Raw genomic sequence first — 16,180 nt, forward strand, 5'->3', positions numbered from 1 at the left:
CGCCCATGTCGCATCCTTGGATGTGAGATCCGTGGCCACCTCCGCAACACCTCGCAAGCGCACCTCGAAATCCGGTACGGCCCCGAAGTCCGGTACGGCCCCGAAGTCCGGTACGGCTACGAAGTCGAGTACGGCGAAGAGAGCGGGTTCGCGCAGCAAGAACGCGGCCGGCTCCGCCAAGACGTCCGCCAAGGAACCACCGGGGACGACGGCGAAGGAAGCCGCCAGGCATCCGGGCCCCCTGACGCAGTCGAAGAGCGGCGATCAGCGCACGATCACGGTCACCGTCCCCTCCCTCGACCGTGTCGCGAGCGGCGCGGCGAACGCGGCGCTGCTACCGGTGGCGGTCGCCCGCCAGGTCCTCCCAAAGAAGGGCGGCCTGCCGCTCTACGTCGGCCTCGGCGTCCTGGGTGCCGTGGACGTCATCGAATGGCCGGTGGCGATCGGCATCGGCGTCGGCTACGCCGTGCTCCGCCGCGGCGGAGCGATGGCCCCCGCGCAGGACCGCGCCAGGGCATAGCCCTGCCCCGTACCCGGACTGCCCGTACAAAGCGATGGGCAAGGTCCTCGAATGCGCCTGCCTATATGATTCATTTAATGCTTTTGTGCAGATTTGGCAGTGGGTGAGAGTGCGATGTCTCCGGAGCGACAGGCCCACGGACACCACCCCGACGACGACCCGCGCGAAGAGCGCCGGCGCGAGGCTCGCCGCGACGAAGGCCAGGGGTCCCGTCAACGACTGTCCGCTCCGAAGGCGATGCGTTCCGCTGCGGGCCAGTTGAAGGAGCTGCTGGGCAGAGTGCCGGAGTCCATTTCGGCCCTCCGGCCCACCGACGAGGGGTGGGAGGCCGAGGTGGAGGTCCTGGAGCTCGAAAGGATCCCCGACACGACCAGCGTGCTGGCCAGCTACCGCGTGACACTGGACGCGGACGGCGAGCTGTTGGAGTACGAGCGGATCCGTCGCTATACGCGGGGGCAGATCGACCCACGTACCTGAAGCCTCCGCACCGAACGGACAGACCGGGGCCGGGCGTCCAAGCGTCGCGGTCCCCCGAGAGGAGGCACCATGACGGTGGTGCCACAAGGCGGGGGAGGCGGCGTCGCACGTGGCGGCGGCGGCTCCTCGTCGCTTTACGACGTGCTGGAACTGATCCTGGACCGCGGACTGGTCATCGACGTCTTCGCCCGCGTGTCCCTCGTGGGCATAGAGATCCTCAAGGTGGACGCCCGCGTCGTGGTGGCAAGCGTGGACACGTATCTGCGCTTCGCGGAGGCCTGCAACCGCCTCGACCTGGAAACGGGACGCAAGGCACCGGCGCAGCTGCCCGACCTGGTCGGCGAGATCACGGAGGACGGAGCCCGCGGCAAGAGCAAGGGAGCCCTCACCGGGGCGGTCGAGGCCTTCTCGGAGTCCTTCCGCAAGGGCCGCGACGACGAGCGCGAGGAAGAGCCGGAACCGGTCGAGGAACGCGAGCGTACACGGCCGCCGCGACGGCCCCCCAAGCACCGGGAAGAGTGAGCCATGTCCGTCTACGTCTACGCGATCACGGCGGCGACCCACCCACTGCGCCTCGACGGCGTCACCGGCGTCGGAGATCCACCGCAACCGCTGCGGATCGTCAAGGGCACGTCACTGGCCGCCGTGATCAGTGACGCACCGGACGAACTGCGCGCCAAGCGCCGCGACGTACTGGCACACGTGGCTGCCCTGGAGAACCTGATGGAGCAGGGGACCGTGCTGCCCCTGCGTTTCGGCGCCCTGGCACCGGACGAGGAGACAGTCCGGGACACGATGGAGGAACGCACCGACGCCTACCAGGAGCGGCTCAAGGCCGTGGAAGGCTGCACCGAGTTCCATCTGAAGGTGTCCTGCGACGAGGAAGCGCTCCTGCGCGAAGTGCTGCGGCAGTCCGACGACGCGCGCCGCATGAACGAGGAGATCCGTGCGGGCCGCGGCGGCCAGGATCTGAAGGTGGCGCTGGGAGAGCTGGTCGCCGACGAGGTCAGGGTCCGCCACGAGACCTACGCATCCGGGATCATCGAGGCCCTGCGTCCCTCGGCACGGGAGATCCAGCAGTCGGTGGCATCCGGTGACGACTTCCTCAGCGTCTCCTTCCTCGTCGAGCAGGAACGCACGGAGGAGTTCGTCGCCAGGGAGACCGGACTGGCCGAGCAGCACGGCGAGGACTTCGACTTCAGACTTCGCGGCCCGCTTCCGCCGTACAGCTTCGTCTAGACAGCCGTGAGGGAGCCATCCGGTCATGGGCGTACTGAGTCAGCTGCTCACCCTGCCCCTCGCCCCGGTACGGGGCGTCGGCTGGGTGGTGCGGCGCGTCACCGAGGTCGCGGAACGCGAGTACTACGACGAAGGACCGGTCATCCGGGCACTCGGGGAGCTGGAGCAGGATCTCCTCGCCGGCCGCATCGATCAGGAGACCTTCGACAGACGCGAGGACGAGCTGCTGGACCGGCTCGACGAGATCCGGAGCTTTTGGGAAGGCCGTCAGCCATAGGTGTTCAGCCATGAGGTGTGAGGAGGACTTCCAACGATGACGAAGACGATGACGGGCGCGGCACTGCTCAGCGGGTATGTGCTCGGACGGACCAGGAAAGGCAAGGTCGCCATCGCCCTGGCGACGTGGACGCTCAGGAAGAAGATCGACCCCAAGAAGGTCTCGGCCCTGGTCATGGGCTCGCCCGCCGTGGGCGAGCTCAGGGACCAGATCCGGGACGAGCTGCTGACCGCCGGCAAGGAAGCCGCCGCCACAGCCGTGGCGGCCCGGGCGGACCGGCTGGCGGATTCGTTGCATGAGCGCACCCTCGGCATGCGCCAGGAGACCTCGGAGGGGGAGAAGGAGAAGCGGGGGAGGCGGAGGCAGGACGTCTCGGACGAGCCGAGGACGGACGGCGGAGAGAACGGGGACGAGGACGAGCCGGAGAGCCGCCCTGCCCCTCGCACCGGCAAGCGGCAGCCCGCGCAAGCCCGCTCGGACAGGCCCGCAAAGTCCGCATCGCGTCCCAAGTCCGGCGAATCCGCAGCCCGGGCCGACCGGCCGCGGCGCTCCGCCGCGGAGCGTGACCGGGAGCGGACGCGGGGCAGCCGGAGCGAGACGGGTGGCACACGCGAGAAGAGGAGGTCCGAGGCATGACCGGCAGCGGACGTACCGGCGTGGCCGGCGATGCCGGCACCCGGCTCAAGGAGGAACTGCAGCGATACCTGGAGGCCAGGGCCGAGAAGGCCGTCACCGGCCTGGGAGAGCGCCTCGGAGAGGCGACCCGGCAGCTGGGCGACCCCGGCAACTCCCTCGGCAGCGCTCTCGGCATGCTGTCCAAGGGGGGCCAGGCGCTCGGCGAGGGGAAATCGCCCCGGGGCGCCGCGGTCTCGGCGGCCCTGTCCCACCTGGCGGGGGGCGTGAAGGATCAGGTGTCCGGCCTGCTCGGCAAGGTCGGCAAGGGCGGCGGCAAGGGGGAGACCAGAGGGAAGAGCGTCGTCATCGTCGAGGACGTCGACGTAGGGGTGCCCGTACGGCAGACATACGACCAGTGGACCCAGTTCCAGCAGTTCAGCCGCTTCTCCAAAGGCGTCGTCAACGTCGAACAGTCCGATGAGACGACGACGAACTGGCAGGTGAAAGTCGCCAAGGCCAATCGCAGCTGGAAGGCGAAAATCGTCGAGCAGATTCCGGACGAGCGGATCGTCTGGACGTCGGAGGGCGCCAAGGGCACCACCAAGGGCGTGGTCACCTTCCATCCGCTGGGCGACAACCTGACCAAGGTGCTCCTGGTGCTGGAGTACTTCCCGAAGGGGCTCGTGGAGAAGACGGGGAACCTGGTACGCGCCCAGGGCAGGCGTGCCCGGCTGGACCTCAAGCTGTTCCGCAAGTTCGTCACCTTCCAGGACGAGCCGGCCGAAGGATGGCGCGGTGAGATCCGTGACGGCGAGGTGGTGCGCGGCGGCGACGAGGGCGAGGAAGAGGACGAGAAGGTCCGGGACCGGCGCGAAGCGGAAGAAGGCGAGGAGGCGGAGGGGGACTGGGCCGACGAGGACGAGGACGACGAAGGGGCCGCGGAGGAGCACGAGCCCCACGACCGGCGTGATCCGTACGACACGGACGAGGACAGGGCCTACGAGGACGAGGAGGAGCCGTACGAGGAGCCGCACGAGGACGAACGCCCGAGCCGCCGAGCCGCGGCCCGGCGCTGAGCCCCCGCGAAGGGAGGTCGACCGGCCGTGACGGAACCCGTCTCCAGCAACCTCGGCTCGTTCCCCTCACGAGCCACACCGCCGTACGGGCAGGGCTCATCGGCCAACCTGGCCGACATCCTGGAGCGTGTACTGGACAAAGGCATCGTCATCGTGGGGGACATCCGCATCAACCTCCTCGACATCGAGCTCCTGACCATCAAACTGCGGCTGTTGGTGGCCTCGGTCGACAAGGCCAAGGAAATGGGCATCGACTGGTGGGAGCACGACCCGGCACTGTCCTCCCGCGCCGTTGACCGGCCCGGACTTGCAGAGGAGAACCGGCGGCTGCGGGAGGAGATCGCCGTATTGCGCGACACGCAGGCGCTCGCGGCGTCCGAACGCCTCGACGAAGAGGCCCCCGAACCACGACCACGCGCGGCCCGCCCGGAGGAGCCGCGCGCGCGTCGGCCACGGGGAGAGGAACCATGAGCGAGACGGTCGGCTATCTGTACGGTGTCGCCGCTGCGACGACAGAGCTGCATGACGCGGTGGCCGGCCTGCGAGGCGTCTACGACGCGGCCGTCCGCGTCGTGACGGACCAGGACGTGGCCGCGGTGGTCAGCGACGTGCCGTCAGCCGATTTCGAAGAGGCGCCCCTGGCCGCCCACTTGGAGGACCTCGCGTGGCTGGAGTCCGTGGCCCGCGCTCATCACGGCGTCGTCGACGCCGTGACCGCGCGGACCACCGTGCTCCCCTTGCGGCTCGGCACGATCTACCGCGACGACGAGGGAATCCGCACCATGCTGGCGGCGGGCCGGGCCGCCTTCCTGCCCCGACTGGCCCGGCTCGGCCGCCACGTGGAGTGGGGCGTCAAGGTCTTCTTCGTCCCTCCCGCGACCGGTGGTCCGGGCGGCGCCCCGGACGAGCCCGCCACGGAGCTGAGCCCTGGCCGGGCCTACCTGCGCGGCCGCCGGCACGAACAGCACACCCGGGACCGCGCGTACCAGGAGGCTCTGGAGGCGGCGCAGCGCATCCATGCCGCGGCCGCGGCCCGCGCCGTCGAGCACACCCGTCACCGTGTGCAGCAGGGGGCACTGGCGGAGGGGCTGCTCGAGAACATCGCCAACGACGCCTACCTCGTGGCCACCGACATGTCCGACGCCTTCCTCGCGGCCGTACGGCAGGCGGACGAGGGCGCGGAGCTGGTCCGGACGGAGATCACCGGACCATGGGCGCCGTACTCCTTCGCGGCTGCAGCGCCCGACGAGACGGGCGCCGGCAGTGGCCTGGGGGATCAGGAGGACACGGAGGCGACGACCGGATGACGAGCGAGGGGGCCCACCCGCCCACCACCGGGAGTCCCGCTCCTCTCCCCGGTCGGCAGATCGCCCTGATCGACCTGCTGGACCGCCTGCTCACCAGCGGCGTCGTGGTCACCGGCGACATCACACTGTCCATCGCGGACATCGACCTGGTCCGTATCTCTCTGCGTGCCCTGATCGTGTCCATCAGCGCCGAGAACCCCTCCCCCTGGGACCGCCGTCCGCTTCCTCTCCCGCCTTCGTCTCCGCCTCCGGACCGCCATGCCCGCTGACCCGCTCCGCCGCCCTGCCGACCGGTACCAGGAACTCGCCGACGCCGCGGCCCGGGCCTTCCGCGTCCTGCCCGCCGCCCCGCGCGAGTTCCCGCCGACGGGCAGCCCGCGCCCCTCGGTGCCCACCCACCGCATCAATACGGACCCCGACACGGTGGAACGTGACCTGATGAAGCTGGTCCTCACACTCGTCGAGCTCCTGCGCCAGCTCATGGAGCGTCAGGCACTGCACCGGGTGGACGCCGGTGATCTCGCCGAGGAGGAGGAAGAACGCCTCGGAACGACCCTCATGGTCCTGCACGACCGGATGATCCAGCTCTGCTCCCGCTACGGCCTCACGATGGACGAGCTGAACCTCGACCTCGGCCCCCTCGGCAGCCTGCTCCCGCCGCCGGAGGCACGGGGATGACGGCACGGTGACCCGGATTGCGTCGCCACAACCGGCTGGGGCGACTGCGTCGCTCCCGAGCCGTCGCGGCAACGGCGGAATCATGCTCTGGGCCGCAGGCGTACGCAGCACCGGCCGGGAGCGGGGTCCAGGCACGCTTCGAGCTCGGTCTCGTCCAGCCCTTCCAGGACGCCGCGCAGCAGGTGGAGGTTCATGCCGCTGACGGTTTCGGTGTGTTCGCGTGCCAGTGCGTGGAAGGGCAGTTGCCGAGGACCATGGCATCGTCCTCGTTCCTCGGCTCGAATCCGTGGCGCTCCAGCATGTCGACGATCCCGGTGGCGCCCTGTTCGGCCAGCCGCTTGCCGTGATCGTGGGCTCGGCGGTGCAGCGCGGCCCGGACCGGCTCGCCGGTGGCCTCGGCTTCCTCAACGGCCTGGGCGAGGAGCCGTCCGGCCAGTTCGTACTGCCGCTCGGGCAGGCTCACGGCGACTTGCTTCGTGGATCGGCGGTAGAGCTTGGCCGGCCGCCCCGCACCCGGTCCTGAGCGTCCGCTGCGCCGCTCGTAGACCACGTCGAGCAGTGACGCGTCGGCGAGACGGTCCAGATGGAATGCCGCGGTCGGCCGCGGCAGGCCGAGGGCCGCGGCCGACCGCGTCGCGGCTGACCGGGCCCGACTGGTGCACGACGTGGTCGTAGAGCCTCCTGCGGGTCGGCTCCTCGAGGGCGGCGACGGCGGAGACGTCGGCGTGGGATGCGTCCTTGGGGTGGTCCACGTACACCAGTGTAAAACCAACATCCATTGACTAAAGAGCCGAGGCGCGCTTCTATCGATAGTGAAAGTTGTTGATAGAGGGAGGCGTCATGTCATCCACATCCAGCACAAGGTCCGCCGTCGCTCGGCGGGCCGTGTTCACCGACCCCGGCTATCAAGCCTTCGTCATCCTGCGCACCGGGTTCACCGTGGCGCCGATCCTGTTCGGGCTGGACAAGTTCGCCAACCTGCTTGTCGACTGGCCGACTTACCTCGCCCCCTGGATCGACGACATCGTTCCGGGCAGCGCTCAGGCCGCGATGTACGCCGTGGGCGTCATCGAGATCGTGGCAGGCCTCGTCGTCGCCCTGGCGCCGCGGTTCGGCGGCTGGCTGGTGGCCGGATGGCTCGCCGGAATCATCGTCAACCTGCTGACCATCCCCGGGCACTACGACATCGCGCTGCGTGACTTCGGACTGCTCCTCGGCGCCGTCGCCCTCGCCAGGCTCGCCGAGCGCTACCACGGCAATCGTCAGTCCCGCTGAACGTCAGGACAGGCGGTCGGTGCCTCAGGGCAGCGGCCGCCTTTGAACGCCATGGCGACCCCGCCGTCGGCCCCGGAAGCCGGGCCGGCCTAATAGGTCAGAGGACAACAGTCGCCTCCCCGCCCAAACGGCTTCCCGGCCGCTGCCCGGGCGCACGGGGGCGCGCGCCCGTGACGCGGACGCAGACCGGGCCAGGCGAGGCAGGCCGAGGCGGGTCGGCTCGTGCTCCGCGGCGAGCACACGCTGTACCGCATCACCCTCGACGACTCAGACGCGCCACGTCCCCCCACTGACGCGGTGCCGTTGCCGGCGGCGGGGAGGCGAATGAGGTCACGAGCCCGTGGCAGCAGCTGAGCGTCAGGAAACGCGACGGCCGCCGTCCGGATCACCCGGGTGGCGGCCGTCGCGTCGGTGGGGGCTGTCGGTCAGTGGCTGCCGGTGAGTTCGCCGCTGAGCGTCTTGTGAAGGTCGGCGCTCGGCTCGTTCAGCCCGATGATCTCCACGCTCTTGCCGCGCTGGGCGTACTTGGTCTCGATGGCGTCCAGGGCGGCGACGGAGGAGGCGTCCCAGATGTGGGCCGCCGACAGGTCGATGACGACCCTGCCGGGGTCGCCGGCGTAGTCGAACCGGCCGACCAGGTCGTTGGAGGACGCGAAGAACAGTTCACCCGTCACCCGGTAGACCACGCTCGTGCCGTCGGGGTCGGTGACAGCCGTGACGTCGGCGAGGCGGGCGACGCGCTTGGCGAAGACCACCATCGCGGTGAGCGCGCCGACGACGACTCCGATCGCGAGATTGTGCGTGGCCACGACGCAGGCGACGGTGACGACCATGACGGTGATCTCACCCGCGGGCATCCGCTTGAGGGTCTTGGGGGAGACGGAGTGCCAGTCGAAGGTCGCGAACGACACCATGACCATGACGGCGACCAGTGCGGCCATGGGGATGTCGGAGACGATCGGCCCGAAGACGATGCACAGCACCATCAGGAACGCACCGGCCAGGAAGGTGGACAGGCGCGTACGGGCGCCGGACACCTTCACGTTGATCATCGTCTGGCCGATCATCGCGCAGCCGCCCATGCCGCCGAAGAACCCCGTGACGATGTTGGCGATGCCCTGGCCGATGGACTCGCGGGTCTTGCTGGAGTGGCTGTCGGTGATGTCGTCGACGAGCTTCGCGGTCATCAGCGACTCCATCAGGCCGACCAGCGCCATGGCGAAGGCGTAGGGGGCGATGGTGGCCAGGGTGTCGAGCGTGAACGGCACGTCGGGAAGGCCCGGCACCGGCAGCGAGGAGGGCAGGGCGCCCTTGTCGCCGACGGTCGGCACCGCGATCCCCGCGCCCACCGTGATGACGGTGAGGATGACGATGGAGACCAGCGGGGCCGGGACGACGGTGGTGATCCTCGGGAAGAACACCATCATCGCCAGGCCGCCGATGATCAGCGGATAGACCGCCCAGGGCACGTTCCGCATCTCGGGGATCTGCGCCATGAAGATGAGGACGGCGAGGGCGTTGACGAAGCCGACCATCACCGAGCGGGGGACGAAGCGCATCAGCTTCGCCACCCCGAGCGCGCCGAGGGCGATCTGGAAGACGCCGGCCAGGATGACGGCGGCGATCAGGTAGCCCAGCCCGTGCTCACGGTTCAGCGGCGCGATCACGAGTGCGACGGCGCCGGTCGCGGCGGAGATCATCGCCCGTCGTCCGCCCACGACGGAGATCACCACGGCCATGGTGAAGCTGGCGAACAGGCCGATGGCCGGGTCGACTCCGGCGATGATCGAGAAGGAGATCGCTTCCGGGACCAGCGCGAGTGCGACCACCAGGCCGGCCAGCACCTCGGTGCGCCACACTCTCGGATCCGTGAGCCAGACGGGGCGCAGGCTGCGCAGCCGCGCGGCGGGAGACAGAACGGGGGAGGACAACGAAGCAGTTACCTGTCGTGCTCGGGCACACCGCGGGCGGGCGTGCGGAGAGAGACGCATGGGGCCGGACGGCCCGTGCGGGCCCGCGCGAAGCAGTACGGGCAGGAGGTCTTGGAGGGCGGCACAGCGGGCCCCGGGGGCAGTCGGCCCGCGGAGGTGCTGGTCAGGTGCGGCGGATCACGGCGGGCAGGCAGCGGCGGCAGGCACCATGGACATGCGCGCGCTCCTACGGGCTCGGTGGTCTTCGCCGGGGGCGTCGTCGGCCCCGACACGGCTGACGGTGCGGGATGCGGGCCCGCACCGGGACAAAGGAGGGCGCCGGGCCCTCGACCCTTCTTTACTCTACCCTAACGTTAGGGTAGAGATGGCAGGCGGCCGTCACTGGCGGCGCCGCACCGCGAGAGGGCGCACCAGGTGAGCAGTGAGCACATGCAGATCGGCGAGGTCGCCGCGCGGACCGAGCTCTCTCTACGCACCATCCGCCACTACGAAGAGACCGGCCTGGTCATCCCCTCGGCCCGCTCGCAGGGCGGCTTCCGTCTCTACACCGAGTCCGACGTGGCCCGTCTCATGGTGGTCCGCCGGATGAAGCCGCTGGGCTTCACCCTCGACCAGATGCGCGACCTGCTCCAGGCGATCGACTGTCTCGACGCCGCCGAGCCCCCGGCCCCGGAGGAGAGTGAGGAGCTGTTGGAGCGGGTGCGTGCATACGAGCGTGCCGCCACGGCGCGTGTCGCGGACCTGCGCGTTCAGCTGGAGCGCGCCGAGGACTTCGCCGCCACGCTGCGCGGGCGCCTGGAGCGGAGCGCCCCTGCCGCGACCTGACGGACGGCAAGGCCTTCACCGGAGAAACGCGGCAGTTCGTCACCTGCTGGACCGGCGGACATGCAGCTCCAGCAGGATGGACACCTGACCCCGCGGCCCCGGAAGGCCCGGCCGGGCCGGGCCTTCCGGCCATCACGCTTCCGCAGACCTCCCGGAGTCCATGAGTCGACCACGCCGGCGTCGACGTCGACTGAGGGGCCCTCAGCCCCGGTCGTGCCTCCGCCACGGGCCCCTTCTGCGGGGTGTCAGCTGCCCAGTCGCGTACGCAGCAAAGCTTTGCCCATCTCGGCGCCCTTACGGCTGTCGGCCTGGGCCTTGCGGAACAACTCCATGATCTCGGTGTCGTTGTCGCGTTCCGCGTCCTGGATGTAGGTCTCCATCCGCAGCGCGTTGCTCAGGCACGCCTCGATGTACCAGATCAAGTTGTAGTCCTTGTCCTTGGTGCCGGTGACCTGGCCGGTCTCGCTGCTGCTCATGGTTGCCTTCCTCTCGGTCCACTGACGGGAAAGCCAGACCGTAACCAGCCGTCGGCGGCCCTGCGCCGTAGCCGCCACGGCGAAGACCGCGGTTCACACCAACGGCCGTGTCGGCCGCTGATCGCCTATCAGCGGAGTCAGCATCATGAACAGGCGGTTGAGCGGTCGCCTCTCGGCCCGGGAACTTCGCGGTGGTCGCCACGCAAGAGCCGGGGTCGTCCAGCCACGGGAAGTGCCCCGCTCCGTGCTGGACAACGAGTTGGCGTTCGGGAACAGCCCGGCGAACTCGGCCGTCGTCCGCGCCGGAGCCCCCAGGTCGAACTCCCCGGCGAGCAGGGGCACTGGAGGCGCGAGCCGGGCGAGCGCGGTGCGGTTGCCGGCCGGGTCGTAAGCCCTTCGGCACCGGAGGCAGCCACCACCTCGCGGTTCGCCTGTTCCCCCCTCGGCCGCCTGGTGAATCCCGGGTCGCAACATCCCAAGGGCCGTAGGAGAACGGTGCGATGGCCTGTCGGCTGCGCCCGGTGGCCCTTTCGGACACGACCGCCTCCACGACCGCGAACGCCGCCGGGAACCATGGCTCGTCCCGGCGGAGCAGAGCGGTCTCGAGCCGTAGGTCTCCGGGGCTCGTCAGGACGACGGCTCTGACGCTCGGCGTGATCAGCGCGAGCCTGCCCACGCGTTCCGGATGCCGGTGCGCATACAGGCGCGGCCAGATTCGCGCCGGCGCAGTGCGCGAGCAGGTCCATCCGGTCGAGGCCGAGGTGCTCGCGCAGGGCCTCCACGTCGTCGACGAGCCGGTCGCAGCGGCAGGAGGCGATGTCCTGCGGCATCGCCGACTGCCCGGTGCCCCGGAGGTCCACCCGGATCAACCGCCGGTGCGCGGACAGGCCGCCCAGGTTCCCGAGGTAGGCGGAATCCTGAGGTCCCCCGGCAGGCAGACCACCGGAGGGCCCTCTCCGAAGACCTGATACGCGAGCTGGGTTCCGGCCTGCGCGGAGAAGGCAGGCACCGCCGACACCCTGCCAACGGTGTTCGTGCAGAGCAACCGAGTTCTTCGCCCATGCGTGCTACGACCGCGACGCCGCTTGCTCGTTCAGCGCGAGCACCGCGCACGCCAGAGGCCGGCCCCGTTCGACGGCGTCCGGCACAGGGGCGATGACGGCGCAGACCCGGCCGGTCAGGGCGGCGGAGAAACGATGACCGACGTGCGGTTCGTTTTCCCCACCTCGACCTGAACCTCAGCGTGAGAGTTCGGCCTGCGAGGCGCCTTCGTCCGAACGCGCTCAGCTGGGGCGTAAAGCCTGGTGAACCGGGTACAGCCAATGACCGCGACGACAAGAAGGGCTGTCCGTATGCGGTCGGAGCACAACGGGACACAGGCATACCGTCGTGCGGCGGACTACATCGCCGCCGCGCTGATCTTCCTCCAGGGCAACGTCCTGCTGCGGGAGCCGCTGCGCCGGGAGCACCTCAAACCGAGGCTGCTCGGCCACTGGGGGTCCTGTCCCGGCATCACCATGGTGTATGCGGCACTCAACACCCTGGTCAAGGAGAGCGACGCCGATGTGCTCCTGGTGACCGGACCGGGACACGGCGCCCCGGCCAACCACGCCAACCTGTGGCTGGAGGGCACCCATGAGCACTACGACCCGGCCCTGGCCCGCACCGAGCAGGGCCTGCGCGAACTCGCCCGCAGGTATTGCGCACCCGACGGCTTTCCCAGCCACCTCTCTCCCGCACTGCCCGGCACCCTCCACGAGGGCGGTGAACTCGGCTACGCACTGTCCACCGCGTTCGGAGCGGCCCTGGACGCCCCCGACCGCCTGGTGGCCTGCATCGTCGGAGACGGCGAGGCCGAGACCGGGCCGACCGCGGCGGCGTGGCACTCCACCAAGTTCCTCGACCCCGCAACCAGCGGTGCTGTCCTGCCCTTCCTGCACCTGAACGGCTACAAGATCTCCTCGCCCACGCTGTTCTCCACCATGTCCGACGACGAACTGATCGCGCTGTTCCGCGGCTACGGCTGGGCCCCCCGCATCGTCGACGTCACGGCGGGCCCCGAGGGCGAACCCGTCGCCGAAGCGGTCCGCGACGCCCACGCCGCCGTCCGGGACCTCCAGCGCCGTGCCCGGTCGGGCGACATGCCCGAACGTCCGGCCTGGCCGATGATCGTCCTGCGCAGCCTCAAGGGACAGGGCGCGCCTGCGGAGGTGCGGGGCAAGCCCATCGAAGGCACCTTCCACGCCCACCAAGTGCCCCTGGAAGGCGTCCACGACGACCCGCAACAACTGCAGGCCCTGGAAGCGTGGCTGAAGTCGTACGCACCACAGGAACTGTTCGACGACCAGGGGCGGCCCCAGCCGGAGGTCCTGCAGTGCTGCCCCGAGGGCGAGCGACGCCTCGGCATGCAGCCCGCGGCCGACGGCGGCCGGCTGCGCCGCCCACTGGACCTGCCACCACTGGAGCCGTACGCCGTCGACGTGACGGACGGGCCCGGCGCGGCCTCCGCGAGCCCGAACCGGGTGCTCGCCGACTGGCTCACCGACATCATGCGCAGGACGGAGGCGACCCGGGACTTCCGCATCATGTCCCCGGACGAACTCGCCTCCAACAAGCTCGACGCCGTCCTCGACGCCAGCGGCCGCTCCTACGTCTGGCCCGTCGACCAGTACGCGGAAAACCTCTCCCGAGACGGTCGGATCATGGAGGTGCTCTCCGAACACAACTGTCAGGGCTGGCTCCAGGGATACCTCCTGACAGGCCGCCACGGCCTCTTCCCGACGTACGAGGCCTTCGCCTCCATCGTCGACAGCATGCTCAACCAGTACGCCAAGTGGCTGAAGATGTCGGGCGAAGTGCCGTGGCGCGCACCCGTCAGCAGCCTCACGTACCTGCTGACCAGCGAAGGCTGGCGGCAGGAACACAACGGCTACAGCCACCAGGGCCCCGGATTCATCAACAACCTGCTCACCAAGAAGGCCACGGTCACCGGCGTCCATCTGCCGCCCGATGCGAACACACTGCTTGTGACCATGGAACGCCTGATGGCCGACACCGGTCGCATCAACCTGGTCGTGGCGGGCAAGCACACCGCAGCGCAATGGCTCGACCTCGACAGCGCCCGCCGGCACTGCGAGGCCGGAGCCTCGATCTGGCAATGGGCCTCCACCCACGACGGCGAGGACCCCGAACTGGTCCTGGCCTGCGCGGGCGGCATCCCCACCGTCGAAACCCTCGCCGCCGCCGAACTGCTGCGCCGCGACCTGCCCGACGCACGCGTCCGCGTCGTCAACGTCGTCGACCTGTGCACCCTCGCCGCACCCGGACGGCATCCGCACGGCATGCCGGACCCGGAGTTCCGCGCGCTCTTCGGCACGGGGACGCCCGTGGTCTTCAACTTCCACGGCTACCCGTCGGCCGTTCACCAACTGCTCCACGGCCGGCCGCAGCCGGATCGCTTCCACGTCCGCGGATACGTGGAGGAGGGCACGACCACCACCCCGTACGACCTGCTCGCGAGCAACGGCACCTCGCGGCACGATCTGGCCATCACCGCGCTGGGCCATCTACGCGGACGGTCCGCTACCGCCGGCGACCTCGCCGCCTCCTACGCACGGCACCGCGACCGGCTGCGCGAGGAACTGAGGCGTACCGGTGTCGACCCCGCCGAGATCACCGAATGGAGGTGGCAGTCATGAACGACGCTGACCTGATCGCCGACTTCCTGCGCGAGGTGCCGCCCCCTCGTCACACGCCCCCGACTGCGGCCGCGAAGGGTTCGGCGCCGGCACGCGCCGACATCGTCGGCGTGATCGGTTCCTCGCCGGAAGGGGTCGGGCCGGCCCGACCCGGGCGCACCGGATCGTCCGCTCCATAGATGATCAGAACTGGCTCGCGCCACTGGGTTCGACCGCCGCATTCCCCGCGGCAGTCGGCCGACGACCGAGGCCGCTCCCGCCGGCCGTTCCGGACGCTGCGCGGCCACCCCCAGGGCCATCGAGCCCCGTTGGAGAATCCCACGGCGTACAGCCGGTCGGGATCGGCCTGCCGGGTGCGTACCAAGTCGTCGACCAGCGCATCGACCCAGCGGATGTCTGCGTCCGGGTCCGGCCGCACGGTGACGGCGGTACCGGCTCCCCTCACTCGCCCGACGACGACCGCGGTGTCCCCGATTCGGGGTCGATGTCGCGTGCCCGTGCTGCCTCCAGTGAGGCGGACCCTCACATGTGTCCACCGGCGACCCATGGCCGCAGGGGCCTCTGATGGGACACGCAGGCGCTCACGCGGTGGACCGGCGGCGGCCCGCGCCGGAGCGGGCCGACGGTGGCGCCGCCGCCGACCGCCCCACGCGGGGGCGGCCGGCCGCCGAAGCAGGGGAGTGCGGCCGGGCGGGTTCCCGGCGTCTGCGTCCGGGACGGAGTCTGCCGTCTGCGGCCGTGTACCGGGTTCTGCGATGGGTACCGGGGCAGGACAATCTCTTTCCTTCGGGAGGCTTGATGATCACTCACGCGGATCTCACCCAAGCTGTGGCCCGGCGGGCGGGCCTCGCGGACGCCGACGAAGCCGTCCGTGTGACCAGGGTCGTCCTGGGCACGCTGGCGCACCGGCTTCCGATGCCTCAGCGGCGGAGGCTGCGTGCGGCGCTGCCGGGCCCGGAACAGGATGCGGCCTATGCCACGGTTCCCGCCGCGGCCGACGACGTCACCGGTCTGCTGGCCGAGGCGGGGCGCCATCTAGACACACCGCCCGAGCGGGCTCTCCTCTTGGCCCGGGCGGTCGTGTCGCAGATCGCGGAGGCCGAGCCCGGGCTGGCCGGGAGCTGCGGGAGCACCTTCCGGATGATTACGCGGCGCTGTTCTCGCCGCCGCCGGAGCACCCCGAGCGCATGCATGCGGCGACCGACGCACGCGCGCCGCTGACGCCGGACGAAGTGGCCGGCGAGCTGCCCGGACGACCGCAGTGAAGCGGTGACGCGGCTCGGCCGCCCCGCGCGGTGGACCTGCCGGAGGACCGGCTTCCTCCGCTGCTCAGGGCAGTGGAGCGGGCCGCCGAGGACGCGCGTCCTGGTTCCCGCACCCCGGCCCGGGGCGGCGAGCCGCAGCCTTGACCGTGGGGTGTGCCGCTTCGGGAAGCTCGCGCGGGAGGCCCAGGGGCTCGGCAGGTGTTCGTACAGATGCACTGCGAGCGTCCCAACGGGACGTCTGGCCCTGCGGATTACCTCTTCCGCGAGCCGGCCGGCAGCGTGCGAGCGCCGAACGGGTGGACTTTCGGAGCGTCGGTGTGAGCCTTCTGCTTGCCTGCTCGCGGCCGGCGGTGCGGTGCCTGTGGGCTCGTTGGCCGGGTGCGCGGGCGTGAGTGGCTGCTGCCGGTGAGGATCCGCCCGCACAGGTCGTGCGGCCGGCGGGGTATAAGCCCGCTAAATTGCCTCTGCGTGCCTTTGGGTGAATTCGCGGCCTGCCCAGAGAATGCGTCGGGTTCATGTGG

The 16,180-nt window shown here is 70.3% G+C and carries 18 protein-coding genes and 2 pseudogenes; 16 read left to right on the plus strand and 4 right to left on the minus strand.

Annotated elements, in window-relative coordinates; translation table 11 throughout:
- The first annotated feature begins 31 nt into the window (after positions 1-31).
- The 11 genes from J7E88_RS10055 to J7E88_RS10105 all read left to right on the plus strand — a co-directional run bounded on the left by J7E88_RS10055 (position 32) and on the right by J7E88_RS10105 (position 6,189).
- Positions 32-520, plus strand: a complete 489-nt coding sequence (locus J7E88_RS10055) for a hypothetical protein (protein WP_215179379.1) — start codon at positions 32-34, stop codon at positions 518-520.
- Between the two features lie 114 nt (positions 521-634).
- Positions 635-997 (plus strand): gas vesicle protein, encoded by a 363-nt coding sequence (locus J7E88_RS10060; protein ID WP_215179380.1) that lies wholly within the window; start codon positions 635-637, stop codon positions 995-997.
- A gap of 69 nt (positions 998-1,066) precedes the next feature.
- Positions 1,067-1,519: a gas vesicle structural protein GvpA gene (locus J7E88_RS10065; RefSeq protein WP_215179381.1), complete on the plus strand. Its 453-nt coding sequence runs from the start codon at positions 1,067-1,069 to the stop codon at positions 1,517-1,519.
- Between the two features lie 3 nt (positions 1,520-1,522).
- Entirely contained in the window at positions 1,523-2,236 is a 714-nt protein-coding gene (locus J7E88_RS10070) for a GvpL/GvpF family gas vesicle protein (RefSeq protein ID WP_215179382.1), read from the plus strand.
- A gap of 25 nt (positions 2,237-2,261) precedes the next feature.
- Complete coding sequence (locus tag J7E88_RS10075) at positions 2,262-2,513, plus strand: gas vesicle protein GvpG (protein WP_215179383.1); 252 nt, start codon at positions 2,262-2,264, stop codon at positions 2,511-2,513.
- Between the two features lie 36 nt (positions 2,514-2,549).
- Positions 2,550-3,149, plus strand: a complete 600-nt coding sequence (locus J7E88_RS10080) for a hypothetical protein (RefSeq protein ID WP_215179384.1) — start codon at positions 2,550-2,552, stop codon at positions 3,147-3,149.
- Positions 3,146-4,204: an SRPBCC family protein gene (locus J7E88_RS10085; RefSeq protein WP_215179385.1), complete on the plus strand. Its 1,059-nt coding sequence runs from the start codon at positions 3,146-3,148 to the stop codon at positions 4,202-4,204. The genes J7E88_RS10080 and J7E88_RS10085 overlap by 4 nt, the downstream gene beginning before the upstream one ends.
- 27 nt (positions 4,205-4,231) lie before the next feature.
- Positions 4,232-4,675 (plus strand): gas vesicle protein, encoded by a 444-nt coding sequence (locus tag J7E88_RS10090; protein WP_215179387.1) that lies wholly within the window; start codon positions 4,232-4,234, stop codon positions 4,673-4,675.
- Entirely contained in the window at positions 4,672-5,511 is an 840-nt protein-coding gene (locus J7E88_RS10095) for a GvpL/GvpF family gas vesicle protein (RefSeq protein ID WP_215179389.1), read from the plus strand. Before J7E88_RS10090 ends, J7E88_RS10095 begins: the two co-directional genes overlap by 4 nt.
- Entirely contained in the window at positions 5,508-5,780 is a 273-nt protein-coding gene (locus J7E88_RS10100; RefSeq protein ID WP_215179391.1) for a gas vesicle protein, read from the plus strand. Before J7E88_RS10095 ends, J7E88_RS10100 begins: the two co-directional genes overlap by 4 nt.
- A complete protein-coding gene (locus tag J7E88_RS10105) occupies positions 5,770-6,189 on the plus strand; it encodes a gas vesicle protein K (protein ID WP_215179393.1) in 420 nt (139 codons plus the stop codon). The genes J7E88_RS10100 and J7E88_RS10105 overlap by 11 nt, the downstream gene beginning before the upstream one ends.
- Before the next feature lie 80 nt (positions 6,190-6,269).
- On the opposite strand, the pseudogene J7E88_RS10110 reads toward J7E88_RS10105, so the two are convergent.
- Positions 6,270-6,968 (minus strand): annotated as a pseudogene (locus tag J7E88_RS10110) (helix-turn-helix transcriptional regulator).
- Positions 6,969-7,029: 61 nt separating this feature from the next.
- On the opposite strand from J7E88_RS10110, the gene J7E88_RS10115 reads away from it, so the two are divergent.
- Complete coding sequence (locus tag J7E88_RS10115) at positions 7,030-7,464, plus strand: hypothetical protein (RefSeq protein ID WP_215179395.1); 435 nt, start codon at positions 7,030-7,032, stop codon at positions 7,462-7,464.
- 425 nt (positions 7,465-7,889) lie between these two features.
- Here J7E88_RS10115 and J7E88_RS10120 read toward each other — a convergent pair whose 3' ends face one another.
- Complete coding sequence (locus J7E88_RS10120) at positions 7,890-9,395, minus strand: SulP family inorganic anion transporter (RefSeq protein ID WP_251022372.1); 1,506 nt, start codon at positions 9,393-9,395, stop codon at positions 7,890-7,892.
- A gap of 414 nt (positions 9,396-9,809) precedes the next feature.
- On the opposite strand from J7E88_RS10120, the gene J7E88_RS10125 reads away from it, so the two are divergent.
- Positions 9,810-10,220 (plus strand): MerR family transcriptional regulator, encoded by a 411-nt coding sequence (locus J7E88_RS10125; protein ID WP_308307449.1) that lies wholly within the window; start codon positions 9,810-9,812, stop codon positions 10,218-10,220.
- Positions 10,221-10,465: 245 nt separating this feature from the next.
- On the opposite strand, the gene J7E88_RS10130 is transcribed toward J7E88_RS10125, so the two are convergent.
- On the minus strand, positions 10,466-10,696 hold the full coding sequence (locus J7E88_RS10130; RefSeq protein WP_215179399.1) for a hypothetical protein: 231 nt from the start codon (positions 10,694-10,696) through the stop codon (positions 10,466-10,468).
- Between the two features lie 175 nt (positions 10,697-10,871).
- Positions 10,872-11,705: pseudogene (locus J7E88_RS35700) on the minus strand (alpha/beta fold hydrolase); the annotation flags it as partial.
- 343 nt (positions 11,706-12,048) lie between these two features.
- On the opposite strand from J7E88_RS35700, the gene J7E88_RS10135 reads away from it, so the two are divergent.
- From J7E88_RS10135 to J7E88_RS10145, 3 genes are all read left to right on the plus strand, one after another.
- Positions 12,049-14,394, plus strand: coding sequence for a phosphoketolase family protein (locus tag J7E88_RS10135; protein ID WP_215179401.1), 2,346 nt, complete (start codon positions 12,049-12,051; stop codon positions 14,392-14,394).
- The gene (locus tag J7E88_RS10140) at positions 14,391-14,573 is read left to right on the plus strand and encodes a hypothetical protein (protein WP_215179403.1); all 183 of its coding nucleotides are present in this window, start codon (positions 14,391-14,393) and stop codon (positions 14,571-14,573) included. The genes J7E88_RS10135 and J7E88_RS10140 overlap by 4 nt, the downstream gene beginning before the upstream one ends.
- 619 nt (positions 14,574-15,192) lie before the next feature.
- Entirely contained in the window at positions 15,193-15,615 is a 423-nt protein-coding gene (locus J7E88_RS10145; RefSeq protein ID WP_215179405.1) for a DUF2267 domain-containing protein, read from the plus strand.
- The last annotated feature ends 565 nt before the right edge of the window (positions 15,616-16,180 follow it).

Origin of the sequence: Streptomyces sp. ISL-10 (assembly GCF_018614575.1) — a bacterium.
Classification (GTDB): domain Bacteria; phylum Actinomycetota; class Actinomycetes; order Streptomycetales; family Streptomycetaceae; genus Streptomyces.